We start from the raw sequence: 14722 nt of genomic DNA on the forward strand, positions 1-14722 counted from the left end.
GTCAGTCCTCGTGCCCCGCTTCGCCCTTGCCGAGCTCGGCCTTGAGCAGGAAGGCGCCCTTGCCGGCGATGCGTTCGGACCCGGTCAGGCCGCGCAGGATCTCGGTCGAGCCGGCGGCGACCCGCCCCGGCGTCACCGGCCTGGCGCGGAACCCCTCGGCCTCGACCACGAAGACCACGGGGCGGCCCTCGACGGTCTGGACGGCTTCGCTGGGCACGATGATCACGCCGCTGCCGACCGCTCCCGTCATGACCCGCGCGGAGACGACGGACCCGACCGGTGCGGTCCTGCCCGAGGGCGTCGCCCGGACCGTGGCGGTGTTGCTCCCGGACGCGCCGGGCGCCACGGCGGTGATGGTGGCCGGCGCCTGCTGGCCGTCCGGCGTCTGCACCTGGATCACCTGGCCGAGCCGGATGGCGCCGGCGGCGACGGCGGGGGCGTCGAAGACGTATTCGGCGCGGCTCTGGTCGGCGACCTCGGCGACGAGCGCGCCCTGGGTCAGGAAGCCGCCGACCTGGGTCTCGATCCGGGTGACGACCCCGTCGATCGGGCTGCGTAGGACCGTGACGCCGTTGGCGCCCGGCCCGCCCATGGCGCGGACCTGGGCCTGGGCGGCGCGATAGTCGGCCTGGGCCTTCTCGGCGGCGGCCTGGCTGGCTTCCCAGTCCTGGCGGGCGATGACGCCGGCCTCGAACAGGCGGCGGTCGCGGCCGGCGGCGGCCAGGGCGGCCTGCGCCCCGGCCCCGGCGGCGTCGAGGCTGGCGCGGCCCGAGGCGGCGTCGGCGCTGCGCAGGATGGCGATGGGCGATCCGGCGGCGACGCGGACGCCGGCCGAGACGTGGACGCGCTCCACCGCGCCCGACACCGGCGCGCCGAGCGCGGCCAGGGCGTTGGCGGCCAGGGTCACGCGTCCGGGCAGCAGGATGTCCGCGCCGCCGCCGCGTCCCGGCGTGACGACCGAAACCCCGGCCGCCGCGGCGTCGGCGAGTTTCAGGGGCACGAGGTCGGTCGCGCCGTGCTCCCCGGGCTCGCCGCCTTCTTCTTCATGGGCCGGCGGGGCCGGGCGATGTGCGGTGAATTGGGCGGCGCCGTAGCCGAGACCGGCGGCGGCGACGAGGGCGGCCGCCGAGGCAATGAGGGAGCGACGAGCGATCACGGCTGATCTCCGAAGGGAATGCGGCCCTGGGCGCGGGCGAGGTCGGCGAACGCCTTGACGCGCGCCAGCTTGGTTTCGACGGCCCTTCCCCGCGCGGCGACGAGGTCGCGGCGAGCGGCCAGCAGTTCGGACAGCGGCAGGCGGCCGGCGTCGTAGCCGACCCGGGCCAGGCGATAGGCCTCGGACGCGGCGCCTTCCGCCTGGCGGGAGGCCTCCAGGGTCTGGCCGGCGGCGGCGACCTGGGCGGACGCGGCGCGGCGGTCGCCGTCCTGTTCGGCCTGGGCCATGGCCAGCCGGGCCTGGGCGACCTGGGCGTTGGCCGTGGCGGCGACGACCGCGCCTCGGTTGCGATCGAACAGCGGCAGGGGAACCGAGACGCCGAACACCGCCGCCGTGGAATCGTCGCTCTGGAACTGGCGGACCCCGAGGCTGACGGCGAGGTCGGGCGTGCGCCGCGCGCGCTCCACGGCGATCCGGCGCTCGGCGGCGTCCCGCTCGGCGCGGGCGGTCGCGACGGCGGGACTGAAAGCCGGCTCGGTCGGCGGCGCGGCGGGGACGGCGTCGAGGATACCCCCGGCGACGGCGGTGTAGGTCTCGGGCGAACCGGTCAGGGCGCTGAGCCGGGCTAGGGCGGTCTCGGCCTCGGCCTGGGCGGCGACCAGGTCCGCGCGGGCCGTGGCCAAGCCGGCCTCGGCCTGGATGGCCCGCACCTGGGCCTCCTTGCCGTTGTCCACCAGCAGGCGGGCGGCCCTGGCGTCGGCCTGAGCCAGATCGGCGCCGTCCCGGGCGATGGCGAGGCGCTGCTGGGCCGCTTCGGCGTCAGCGTAGGCCAGCGCCAGGTCGCGGGCGAAGTCGACCTGACCCAGGGCGGCGCGCGCCTGGGCGGCGGCGAGGTCGGCCTGGGCCGCGGCGGTCCGTGCGGCGCGCTTGCCGCCCAGCTCCAGCGGCTGCTCGATCGACAGGGTCGTCTCGGCGCCGTCGAAGTCCTTGTAGGGACCGGAGCCGGCGGCGTTCTCGACCATCAGGCCCAGGATCGGGTTAGGACGGGCGGCGGCCTGCGTCGCCTGCCCCTCGGCCGCGCGGGTCTCGGCGGCGCCCAGCGCCAGGCGCGGCGCGGAGGCCCGGGCCTGCGTCAGCAGGGTCTGGAAGGTCGGGGCGGTCTGGGCCGCTACCGGCGTGCAGAGCACCCCGGAAGCGACGCAGGCCAAGGCCGCGCGCAGCGGCCATCGGTTCGATGACATGAAGGTTCCTCGCGAAGGATGAGCGACGGCGCGCGAGAGGCGCGCGGATCGGTCAGCCGCGAGGCGGTCGGTCGAGGCCGGAGAGGATGCGCGAGGCCAGGACCTGGACGGCCGCCGTCGCGTGCCCGGAAGCGGCGGCGGGGGTCAGGGCGGCGACGTCCGCGACGGCCGCATCCAGCATGGCGCCGCCGTGATGGCAGTGGCCGCCGACGCAGCACGCGGCCTCGCAGGGCGCGTTGTGGTCCCGCTGATCGCCCTGGACGGCCTGGACGACGGCGGTCTCGACGCCGACGACGGGCGCGCCGTCCTCGCAGACGCAGGCCGCCATGCCGACCGTGGGCGCGACGACGAGCAGCGCCAGGACGCAGGCGGCCATCAGGCCGCTCAGGTTCCGCCACCATGTCATCGTTCGACGCATGGTCGTCCTATAGCTTCGGGGGGCGAGCTTGAGAACGTGTTACATGATCACGCCAAGGCCCCCGGCCGCCGACGTCGCGCCGATGACCCCGAGCGGTCGTCGACCGTCGTTCTCCCGAAATCACGCGTGGTTCCGTCTCCACCGACGATATGCCGCTTGCAATCAAGCGCCTATTCCGCGAGTTAAATCTCCAGGTTGCGGGGGCGACGCGTGAGTGAGTATCGAGCCGAGGCTGACGATGGCCTCGCCTGTCTGGTTTTGTTGCTCGGCTTCCATCAGATCGGAGCCGATCCGCAGCAATTACGCCATGCCCTGGGGCAGGCGGGCAAGGCGGACGCGGGCGATCTGGTGCGCCTGGCCCGCAGGCTCGGCGCCAAGGCCAAGCTCGCGAACCTGCCGATATCCCGCCTCCAGGACGCGCCCCTGCCGGTGATCGCCCGGGGGCGCGGCGGCGACTTCTTCATCCTGGCCAAGGTCGCCGACGGCGAGGTCCTGGCGCAATGGCCGGGCCAGGCGCCCAGGACGCTGTCCCTGACCGAGCTCTCGGCCGCCTGGGCCGGCGAGGCGGTGCTCGTGACCACGCGCTCGGAGATCCCTGGCGGCGCCAAGTTCGACGTCACCTGGTTCATCCCCGCCCTGGTCAAGTACCGCGGCCTGCTGGGCGAGGTCCTGGCCGCCTCGTTGACCCTGCAGCTGTTCGCCCTGGCGACGCCCCTGATCTTCCAGGTGGTGATCGACAAGGTCCTGGTGCATCGCGGCCTGACCACCCTGGACGTGCTGGCGATCGGCCTCGCGGCCGTGATCCTGATGGAGACCCTTCTGGGCGGGCTGCGGGCGGCGCTGTTCACCCACACCACCAGCCGGGTCGACGTCGAGCTGGGCGCGCGGCTCTATCGCCACCTGCTGGCGCTGCCCATGGCCTATTTCGAGAGCCGCCGGGTGGGCGACACCATCGCCCGGGTGCGCGAGCTGGACACCATCCGCGAGTTCCTGACCTCCTCGTCGGTCACCCTGATCATCGACCTGCTGTTCACGGTCATCTTCCTGGTGGTGATGTGGTTCTATTCGCCGTGGCTGATGCTGATCGTGCTGATCGCCATCGCCCTCTACGCCCTGGTCGCAGGCCTGCTGACCGGACCCCTGCGCCGGCGCATCGAGGAGCGCTTCCAGCGCGGCGCCGAAAGCCAGGCCTTCCTGGTCGAGAGCGTGGCCGGCATGCAGACGCTCAAGGCCTCGGCCGTCGAGCCTCAGATGCAGAGCCGCTGGGAGCGACTGCTGGCCGCCTATGTGGGGGCGGGTTTCCGCGCCGCGCGGCTCAACATCTGGGGCGGCCAGGCCATCCAGCTGATCAACAAGGCCTCGACCGTCCTGATCCTCTATATCGGCGCGCGCCTGGCCCTGGGCGGCAAGATGACCGTCGGCGAGCTGGTGGCCTTCAACATGCTGGCCGGGCGGGTGGCCGAACCGGTCCTGCGGCTGGCGGGCCTGTGGCAGCAGTTCCAGGAGGCGCGGGTCGGCGTCGCGCGCCTGGGCGACGTGCTCAACACCCCTACCGAGGCCCAGTTCTCGCCGTCGCGGGCGGCCCTGCCGCGCATCGAGGGGCGGGTCGCCTTCGACGACGTCACCTTCCGCTACAAGCCGGGCGGGCGCGAGGCGTTGCGCCGCGTCAGCCTGTCGGTCGAGCCCGGCGAGGTGCTGGGCATCGTCGGCCCCTCGGGGTCGGGCAAGTCGACCCTGACCAAGCTGGTCCAGCGCCTGTACGTGCCCGAGAGCGGTCGCGTGCTGGTCGACGGCGTGGACCTGGCCCAGGTGGACCCGGCGTGGCTGCGCCGGCAGGTCGGCGTGGTGCTGCAGGAGAACCTGCTGTTCAACCGCTCGGTGCGCGACAACATCGCCCTGGCCGACCCGGCCTTGCCGATGGAGGCGGTGATGGCCGCCGCCACCATGGCCGGCGCCCATGAGTTCATCCTCGAACTGCCCGAGGGCTACGACACGGTGCTGGAGGAGCGCGGCGCCAACCTGTCGGGCGGCCAGCGCCAGCGGATCGCCATCGCCCGGGCCCTGATCACCAATCCGCGCCTGCTGATCCTGGACGAGGCGACCAGCGCCCTGGACGCCGAGAGCGAGGCGATCCTGCAGAAGAACATGCGCCAGATCGTGCGCGGCCGGACGGTGATGATCATCGCCCACCGGCTGTCGGCGATCCGCATCGCCGACCGCATCGTGACCATGGAGAACGGGGCGATCGTCGAGACCGGCGACCACGAGACCCTGATGGCCGCCGGCGGGCGCTACGCCCAGCTCTGGCGCGCCCAGACCCACGGCTATGGAGCCGAGCAATGAGCCTGGTCGGCCATGCCCGGGTCCTGGTCCAGGCCTGGAAGGACGAGACCGCCCGCCGCAAGGCCGGCGCCCGGGCCCGCATCGAGACCCAGTTCCTGCCCGCGGCCCTGGAGATCGCCGAGACCCCGCCCTCGCCGCTCGGCCGGGCCATCACCTGGACGATCATCGTCGGCGTCTGCGGGACCCTGGTCTGGTCTTGCTGGGCCAAGGTCGACACCGTCGCCGTGGCCGAGGGGCGGCTGGTGCCGACGGGGCGCCTGCGTAGCGTCGAGCCCTCGGACCCGGGCACCGTCCGCGCCATCGCCGTGCGCGAGGGCGAGCACGTGCGCCCCGGCCAGCTGCTGATCGCCCTGGACCCGACCGTGGCCGACGCCGACGCCGAGAGCGCCACGACCGAGCTCTCCACCGCCGGCCTGACCCTGGCCCGGGCCAACGCCCTGCTCAGCTACAGCCGCGGCGGCGGCGCGGCCGTGGTCGCCCCGCCGGGCGCCGAGGCCAGCGCCGCCGAGGCCGAGCGCCAGGTGGTGGCCGCCCGCATCCAGGCCTACGAGGCCAAGCGCGCCTCGCTGGCCGAACGGCGGGCCGGCGCCGAGGCCTCGGCCCGCTCGGCCCAGGCCGAGATCGTCAAGCTGGAACGCACCCTGCCGATCCTCCAGCGCCAGCTGGACGACCAGAAGATGCTGGAGGCCAAGGGCTACGGCGCCCGCCAGAAGCTGCTGCAGCAGGAGCAGGCCATGGTCACCGCCGAGCAGGACCTGGTCGCCCAGCGCGGCCGCCTGGACGAGGCCCGCGCCCAGGTCGCCTCCCTGGCCCGCGACGCCGCCGAGCTGACCCAGCAGTTCGTCGGCCAGGCCGCCCAGGAGCGCGCCGAGGCCGAGGGCCTTGCCGCCACCCGCGCCGACGCCCTCAAGAAGGCCGAGCAGAAGCAGGGCCTGCAGACCCTCAACGCCCCGGTCGGCGGGATCATCCAGGCGGTGTCGGTCACCACCCTGGGCGAGGTGGCCGAGACCGGCAAACCGATCGTCACCATCGTGCCCGACGGCGAGGCCCTGGTGGTCGAGGCCCTCGTCCTGGGCCGCGACATCGGCTTCGTCCACGTCGGCGACCGCGCGGTGATCAAGCTGGAGGCCTATCCGTTCACCCGCTACGGCACCCTGACGGGCGAGGTCGTCCAGGTCTCGCCGGACGCCATCGTCGACGAGAAGCGCGGCCTGGTGTTTCCGGTGCGGGTAAAGCTGTCATCGACGCGACTTAGGGTTGACGGACGACAAGCTCTGCTGTCCGCTGGCATGAGCGCTTCGGTCGAGATCGTGACGGGGAAACGGCGGGTGATCGAGTTCGTGTGGTCGCCGGTCGCGAAGACGGTGAGCGAGGCGGGGAGGGAGCGGTGAGGGGCTTTTCTGTCGTTCTCGGCAAGACGCGCCAATCCGTGCGTAGTCCTGTTACGCAAGCGATAGTCGCGACGGTTGTGGCTTGGATTGGGGTGTCCTGTTCTTCCGCTTCGATTGCCGAATCAGAGGGCTACCGCATCGTCCGGGGCTCGGTGAAGGATTGTGAGCCAGCACGTGCGCTGTTGAACGGGGGGGCGGAACCAGGGACGCGTTGGCTGGCCTGGACGGCTCAGAATCCCGATGAACAGAAACGCTTCATTCGCCGGTTCCCGTTTTCGGATATCGAGTTCCACGAGCGCGCCGATGTGCAAGGACGCGCGATGCTGCATGGTCGCATCACGTCCCATGAGCCCTCCCCCCTAGTGTCAATGTTGGCGCTGGCGGAGCCGGGGGGTGACTTCTTCCCCATTGATAAGGGGTATCCGGTCCTCGAGGCCAAGAACATCAAACTCATGCCCGATCCCGAACAGCTCTTCGGATGCGGAGCATGTACTCACCTTAGAAGCGTGGTGTCAGGATATGGCATCACCTCGGACGTGGCGGTCATCGACGACGTTCAGTTCCAAATCTACCGGTCCGGTCGAGCTGGATATGCGGCGATGTTCAGGCTGTCGCTCTCCGGACCCAGGCCCGGGGTGAAGGCGGCGTCGGAAGCTATCTGTCAATTTGATCAACGCTGAGCGAGCATCATGAGCGTCTATCAAACCCACAAACTTTCTGCTCAGGACTATCAGAGCCAGTTGAAGGCTTTGATCAAGGCGAAGGAAAGCCTGAAGGGACGGATCAGCCACGCTGCAGGAAGCGCGAAGGTCGATTTCGCCTTTGGCTACGATATCTCGAGCCGACGCAATAATGCGCAATCGATCATTGACGATTTCACTGCGCCTGAAGTCGGCATCGCCCTGTCCGCAGCACAGAAGAAGGCAATACTGGATTGGGGGGCTGGGCTGGTCAGCACCGATGCGATGATTGCCGCGGTCAACCCGGCGAGCGGCGACCTCGTCACGCCCGCCCAGGCGGACGCGCTGCTGGGGCGTTCGCTGTCGCAGTACGACGCGACCTTCCTCAGTAAGATCCAGACTATCGACAACAATTACAGTCTTGGTGGGGCGCTGGTTGCGCAGTTCAATACCGGATCTGTTGAAAAAATCCAGCTTATGAGCAAAGCTTATAATTCTGGAACGATTTACAGTGCTCTGGCGAAGCCGTTGACGACAAATGATGTCGCTGAATTTGCCGTCCAAATGGCTTGGATGTATTCGTCCGTTCACGATGGAAATTCTGGAAAATATAGCGCAGGCTTACAAATTCGCTTTCAGGAGTCGGCGCAGGCGATCATCAATGCTCGGCTGAGCGATCCAGCCATCTACCCGAATGGCGCTACAGCCACGGATCGCGCGGCGATGGCGACTGCGCTTTTATCGCGCGTTGTTGCGAACGCCTCGCTGATCAGTGCCGGCATCAAGGGTATGGACGCCGATAAGTTCAGCAGCAAAACGGCAATCGACAACGTCAAAAACGGCTTTCAGACCTTCGTTGATGGCTTGGTCAACGATCTTGGCGGCGGCTTCCAGATGAAGTCGAATCTGGGCGTCCTGACCCTCGTCGTTCAACCGAATTCAACGCCACGAACGGTCTCGCAGTGGGCCAATCTTCTGGGTGTTCCCGAAACGGCGCTTGAGATCGCCAACCCCGCGCTGTTTCACGGCGACACGCTCGCGGCGGGCTCGTTCAAAATGCCTGATCAAACCGCGCGCACGACGGCCGCGCGGATGGACCAGATGGTTCAGGCTGATCCGGCTAAGGCTCCTGCAAATCGAGCCCAGTTTGACGCCCTGAAGACCATGGCCGTGGCGAGCTTCAAGACAGCGCCGCCGCCCCACTGTTTTGCCGCAGGAACACCTGTTCTGATGGCCGACGGCAGCGAGCGTGCCATCGAAATGCTGCAGGTCGGCGACCTTGTCATGGCGTTTGACGGGCTTGGTCCCCTCGAAGCGCGGCGGGTAGAGCAATTGCACGTCAACACGACGGAGCGTTTCCTGTTGATCGATGGGCGGACGCTGATCACTCCGGGCCACTATGTGTTGACCGAGGATGGCTCGTTCGACCGTGTCGAGGACGTGCTCGAGGCCGGTCGCCGATTGGTGGACGTCTCGGGTGTTGTGCGGTCGGTCGATTGGCGGGAGGTGTCGGTGGCAAACCATCTATCCGGGACCAGCGGTGCGCCCGTCGATCTCGAGGTTTGGGCTACCTACAACCTGACTGTTGAAGGCTTGCACACCTATGTCGCCGGCGGCTTGCGAGTCCACAACGATTCCGCCCAAGAACTAATGGCGCTGCTGGGCGCGACAATCATAGACGAAGGATCCTATAATCCTTCCACGGGCGTTTACAGTAACGTTAAAGGTCAAACTGCGGATGGCGTCATCATCACGATGAATGCTGCTGACGTTAATCTGGACGGCATTACAGATGCTATTTCTTATACCGCGCTCTACAAGAACGGTACAAAGCAGGTATTCAAACTAAAAGGCGGCAAGGGTGATTACGGCGGAAAGTCGATTGACCTATCCGCTGACTATAACTGGAAGCTCGTTTATCCAGCTCAGATGTCAGCGATCCTGTCGACGATCGGGTCATCCTTAGGCAATATTATCGGTAACGGAGATCCGCTCGCTTCGGTCGCGGCCTCGACGTTGTTGAGCAGCATCGGCGGCACGGTGGGCGCTCTGGTCGACGGCTCGCTGACTTTGGATGCGTCGCAAAGCTTTCTGCAAAGAGCCAACACGGTCGCCGGTTCGATTTCCTCGAATCTCGCTCAGGCGTTTCAGGGAGCGGCCATCGGCAGCGTCAGCAGCGCTCTGACATTGCAACTAGGCAATGCGCTCGGTCTAAGCGGCTTCGGCGCTGAAATCTTCCAGACGACCGGCGCAACGGTCCTCGGAACGCTGCTCAACAACGCCACCGATATGGTCAACCATGTCGCGGGAGCAAATCTCCTCAATGGGTTCTCCACGACCGATCTATGGGGCAATGCCGCTAGTCTGGACGCTTCGAAACTCGATCCTCAGGCTTGGAAAGGTGGGGCTCTATCATCGGCCATAGGATCGTATCTCGGCGCCAAGCTAGGCTCGATGATCGTCAGTCCTCAGACCCAGGCGGGCGTTGCGCTGTCGTCGATCGCGTCTTCCGTCGGCGCCTACATGTTCAGCGCTGCGGGGGCAGCTTCAGCGGGGGCAATTGGAACCTGGGCTGCTACGCTCGCGGCGTCGATGGGGCATCTCGGCGACTTCGTAGTGCCGGGACTGGGTTCTCTTATCGGCTTCGTGCTCGGCGCGCTGATCGGCAACCTGTTTGGTAAGAAAAAGCCCAAGATTCCAACCGCCAGCGCCTACGTAGATTTGCAGATCCCATATGCTCACTATGCCTTGGGCGCGATTAGCGTAGCCAACGGCGGCAATCGTGACTTGGTCACGTCTATGGCGACCTCAGCGCGAGACACGCTCAATAGCCTGATCGGCATGGTGGCCTATGACGATGATCAGACGTACGTATCTAATCTGAACGGCGTCACCACCACCCAGACGTACGGCCACACCGGCAATCAAATCTACGTCAAGATCAACGGTGCGCAGACTAACGTTGCGTCGGCCGATGAGGCCGTTGACTTGGGCGTTTTGGCCGCGATCCGTAACACTAAGATCGTCGGCGGCAACCTGTTCCTCAAGCGAGCGATCGCTTTGTCGCACGCGACGAACCTGCAGGTTATGGCTGGCGATCTTCAGGTCGCAGCCGATTACGTCGATTATCTCGCCAACCGAGTAGCGATCAATGGGGCCATGGCCGCTGCGCCGAACTCGGCCTTTACGGCAGGGTACGTGGTGACGTTCGCCCGTGTCGATGAGTTGGGAGTCAACAAGTGGACCCCGTCCGACTTCTACGGCGGTCTCCAGGGCTTCCTCTCCAGCTTCGACCTTTCCGGTCATGGCGTGGCGTTCGAGGACATCTACTTCCGCGACAACGGCAACTGGCAGGTCAAGATCGGCGCCTCGGGGCTGACCAAGGTCACCGACGTCGAGAGCGCGGCCGCCCAGGTCTGGCGGCTCTATGACGCGATCCTGCGGCGGGCTCCGGACCGGGCGGGCTTCGACGCCCACACGGCGATGGTGCGGAACGGCTCCAGCCTCAAGGACATCGCCACGATCTTCTACAACAGCGCGGAATTCGCGCTCAGCGGCGCCAACAGCCTGAACAACGCCCAGTTCGTCGATTGGATGTACACCAACATCCTCCATCGTCCGGCGGACGCGGGCAACGGCTGGGTGGCCCTGCTGAACGGCGGCATGAGCCGGGTGGACGCCTTGCTCGGCTTCTCGGAATCGGCCGAACACAAGCTGATCACCAACGCGACCCTGCTCGCCAACACCTGGATCGACGAGAAGGGCCTGGACCTGTTCTCGATGATGCCGACGGCCTCCAAGGACGGCCAGTCGGTGACGATCGACAGCTTCCCGTGGGCCATGAACTACGCCGGCGGCTATCGCTTCAGCAACGGAACCGGCGCCCAGGGCACCAGCAATTCGGATGTCGTCTGGTCGGCCAATGACGGGCCGATGACCCTCGACGATCAGCACACCGAGGTCATCTGGCAGGACAACTGGCAGTACGACCCCTACGAGGGCGGCTGGTACAATTCGCCGACCGAGGACTACATCCAGTCCGACGGCGGCGACGACATCTTCATCGGGGGCTCGGGCGGCGACCTCATGTACGGCCGCTCGGGTTGGGACTGGCTGGACGGCGGGGCGGGCGACGATGTCCTCTACGGCGGCGACCAGAACGACGTCCTGATCGGCGGCGCGGGCAATGATGTGCTCTTCGGCGAGGGCGGGGACGACTACCTGGCGGCCGGCGACGGGGCGGACGCCGCCTATGGCGGGGCGGGCGCCGACACACTGGCCGATGGCCAGGGGTCGGAATGCCTGCTGGGCGAGGATGGTGACGACACGTTCCTGATCGCCACAGACGCCACCTTCAACTGGTTCCTCGGCGGCACGTTCGATGCCGCCAGCGATCCGGCCGGCAAGGACACGATCAGCGCCGAACGGATGACCGTCGGCGTCAGTTTCGACCTCGACTACAGACCGAGCGACTGGACCGCCAGCCACCCCGACGCCACCGCGGCCAACGCCGCCAGTCGTCAAGCCTTCGTCGTCAATGCGGTGACCGGCGCCTGGATCACCAGCGAGGGCCTGCTGAGCGTGGAGAACGCCACGGGGTCGCTCTACAACGACCGGCTCTACGGCACGGTGGGCGACAACGTCCTGAAGGGTTCGGCCGGCGACGACCTGATCTGGGGGCGCGGCGGCAACGACACCATCGAGGGCGGCGCCGGCGCCGACAGCATGGCCGGCGAGGGCGACTACGACTGGCTCAGCTATGCCGGGTCATCGGCCGGGGTCTATATCGACCTTTCCACCGGCGAGGCCTTTGGCGGCGACGCGGACGGCGACGTCTTCAGCGGGATGGAAGCCGTGCGCGGCTCCAAGTTCGCCGACCAGCTGAAGGGCTACGACGGCGGCGACAACTGGCTGGACGGCGGCGACGGCGACGACTGGCTTGTCGCGACCACGGGCGCCGACGTCTATATGGGCGGCGGCGGCAAGGACTTCGTCGACTATTCGGCGGCGACGTCGGGCGTCTCGTTGTACCTGGGCGGCTACACCCCGACCGGGACGACCAACGGCTACGGCTATACCGGCCTGGCCGCGAGCCAGACCTATATCGGTGTCGAGGGCGTGGTCGGCACGGCCTACGGCGACAGCCTGTCGGCCGGCGACGGCGACCAGACCTTCGTGGGCGGGGCGGGCAATGACAGCCTGGCCGGCGGGGCGGGGGCCGACACCTATGTGCTGAACCGCGGCGACGGCTCCGACACGGTGACCGAGGACAACCAGGGCTGGAACACCTTCAGCTTCGGCGAGAACGTCAAGTTCTCGGACCTGTGGATCGGGGCTTCGGGCGGCGCGAGCGGCTGGCTGGACGTGGGCGTCCGCGGCACCAGCGACGTCATCCGGATGGTCGCCAACTTCGGCGCCTATCCCATCGCCGGCAACAACAAGCTCAAGTCGATCGACCTCAACGGCGCCGCCCAGCTCGACGTGGGGGCCCTGAGCTTCGCCATGGCCGGCGACGACAGCGCCAATCTGAGCCTCTACGGGGCGGCCAACCGCGCCGACCTGATCTTCGGCTACAACGGCGACGACAGGATCTACGGCGTCCAGGCGAACCAGACCGACCAGACGGGCGACGTGTTTGTCGGCGGCCTCGGGAACGACAGCCTCTACGGCTCGGGCGGCGACGACCAGTACGCCTATGACCGGGGCGACGGCGTGGACGCCATCATCGACGTCGGCGGCGAGGACACCCTGGTGTTCGGTTCGACCGTGGCGGCGGAAGACGTGATCTACGAAGTCGTGGGCAACGACCTCTATATCGGGGCCAAGGACGCGACCAACGCGGCCTTGACCGCTTCGCAGGTCGCCGATCGGGTCAGGATCGCGGCGGGCGGCGTGCAGTGGGTCGAGACGGATCCCTACGGCCAGGAGACGGGCACGGCCTACGTCAACGGCGTGGAGTATGTGATCGCGGGCGGGACCTCGATCGACCTGCGCAAGCTCGACATCAACTGGACCCGGCAGACCTACGTCAACTACGACAACTACTACCCGATCGCCCTGGACCTGGACGGCGACGGGCTGAACCTTTCGTCGGTCGACGGCTCCAGCGTGGTGGTCAAGACCGCCCAGGGCGGGCTGTCGAAGATCGGCTGGGTGGGCCCCACGGACGGCTTCCTGGCGGTCGATCGCAACGGCGACGGGGCGATCAACACCCTGTCGGAGATCTCGTTCGTGCAGGACAAGCCGGGCGCGACCAGCGACCTGGAGGGCCTGCGCACCTGGGACACCAACGGCGACGGCGTGCTGGACAAGGCCGACAAGGACTTCTCCAAGATCCTGCTGTTTGTCGACGCCAACCAGAACGGACGCTCCACGGCCAAGGAACTGCGCACGCTCGAAGAGGCGGGCATCGTGGCGATCAATCTGGGCGGAACGGCCACCGGCTATACGCGCGAGATGACCACCGAGAGCTTCGTGCAGAACACCCTCAGCTTCGTGTGGGCCGACGGGCGCACGGGCGCGGGCTACGACGTGGCGCTGGCCCGACGCGTGCTGGGCTCCGAAGGCCTCTACGCCGGCGAGTACCAGGCCGAGTGGGGCGCGCGCGACGAAGACGGCGTGCTGGGCCAGCTGCTCAACGATCCCAAGACCGCGGCCAAGGCCGCCCGGATCAAGGCCAAGAAGGGGCTGCTGGACAAGCTCGGCGCGACCTATGCGGAGGTCAAGGCCGCCGCCCAGGTCGATTTCTCCGACCACGACAAGGTCGATGCGGCGATCGCCAAGCGCTGGAAGAAGATGGACGCCTCCCAGCAGGCCGCCTGGTTGTCGGGTCAGGCCAGCGGCATGGACGGCCAGAAAAACCTGGCGGGGCTGAAGGCGATCTCGTCGCAGCAGTCGCTGAGCAACGCCCTGAGGCGCGGGGCCCAGGCCGGTTCGGACCTGGTCGCCCAAGGGCTGACCCAGGCCGCGACCGGGGTTTCGGCCGGCGCGCCGGCCTCGTCGTCGTCCGCCGGCGGCCAGGGCGCGCCCGGCGGGCTGGGCGTGGACTTCGGCGTCGCGTCCAGCGGCCTCGGCGGCGTCGCGGCCGGCGAGCCGGTCGACGGGCTGGTCTCGTCCGGCGCGGGCATCGGCCAGGATCAGGCCTGGTGGCGCGGCGAGACCGGCGACGGCCTGGCCGGCGCCGGGTCGTTGGCGGCGCTGCTGGCGGCCATGGACCAGGGCCCGGGCGGCTCCGCGCCCGACGCGGGTTCGGCGGGCGAGGGCGCGGCCCTGCTGCAGCAGCAGATGCTGTTGCGCCAGGCCATGGCCGGGTTCGGCGGCCAGACCGGCGGTTCGGCGGCGATCTGGAACCGCGACGCGGCCCAGGCCTCGTCCGTCCTGGCCGCCGCCGGCCAGACGAACTTGCCCGCTGCGACCAATCTGGCCCTGGCGTCCTGATGCGATCCTGCTAGGACCCGCATAACGGTCGATTGGACCATCCCTATTTTCGTCGC

Annotated in this window: 7 protein-coding genes; 4 read left to right on the forward strand and 3 right to left on the reverse strand. The window is 68.1% G+C overall.

The genetic code is table 11. The annotated features are described in order from the left end of the window. Position 1 precedes the first annotated feature (1 nt). Genes WAE60_RS20020 through WAE60_RS20030 form a run of 3 tightly spaced genes read right to left on the reverse strand, consistent with a single transcriptional unit; the run spans position 2 to position 2815 of the window. Positions 2-1156 (reverse strand): efflux RND transporter periplasmic adaptor subunit, encoded by a 1155-nt coding sequence (locus tag WAE60_RS20020; RefSeq protein WP_337688194.1) that lies wholly within the window; start codon positions 1154-1156, stop codon positions 2-4. Next, positions 1153-2397, reverse strand: a complete 1245-nt coding sequence (locus tag WAE60_RS20025; protein WP_337688196.1) for a TolC family protein — start codon at positions 2395-2397, stop codon at positions 1153-1155. The genes WAE60_RS20020 and WAE60_RS20025 overlap by 4 nt, the downstream gene beginning before the upstream one ends. A gap of 52 nt (positions 2398-2449) precedes the next feature. Next, positions 2450-2815, reverse strand: a complete 366-nt coding sequence (locus WAE60_RS20030) for a hypothetical protein (protein WP_337688199.1) — start codon at positions 2813-2815, stop codon at positions 2450-2452. A gap of 210 nt (positions 2816-3025) precedes the next feature. Here WAE60_RS20030 and WAE60_RS20035 point away from each other — a divergent pair, with 210 nt between their 5' ends. From WAE60_RS20035 to WAE60_RS20050, 4 genes are all read left to right on the forward strand, one after another. Next, a complete protein-coding gene (locus WAE60_RS20035) occupies positions 3026-5158 on the forward strand; it encodes a type I secretion system permease/ATPase (RefSeq protein WP_337688202.1) in 2133 nt (710 codons plus the stop codon). Beyond that, complete coding sequence (locus tag WAE60_RS20040; protein WP_337688204.1) at positions 5155-6549, forward strand: HlyD family type I secretion periplasmic adaptor subunit; 1395 nt, start codon at positions 5155-5157, stop codon at positions 6547-6549. The genes WAE60_RS20035 and WAE60_RS20040 overlap by 4 nt, the downstream gene beginning before the upstream one ends. Before the next feature lie 92 nt (positions 6550-6641). Then, positions 6642-7229 (forward strand): hypothetical protein, encoded by a 588-nt coding sequence (locus tag WAE60_RS20045; RefSeq protein ID WP_337688206.1) that lies wholly within the window; start codon positions 6642-6644, stop codon positions 7227-7229. A 9-nt stretch (positions 7230-7238) separates the two neighbouring features. Then, positions 7239-14666, forward strand: coding sequence for a DUF4214 domain-containing protein (locus tag WAE60_RS20050; RefSeq protein WP_337688207.1), 7428 nt, complete (start codon positions 7239-7241; stop codon positions 14664-14666). The last annotated feature ends 56 nt before the right edge of the window (positions 14667-14722 follow it).

Origin of the sequence: Caulobacter sp. CCG-8, from assembly GCF_037402475.1 — a bacterium.
Lineage (GTDB): Bacteria > Pseudomonadota > Alphaproteobacteria > Caulobacterales > Caulobacteraceae > Caulobacter.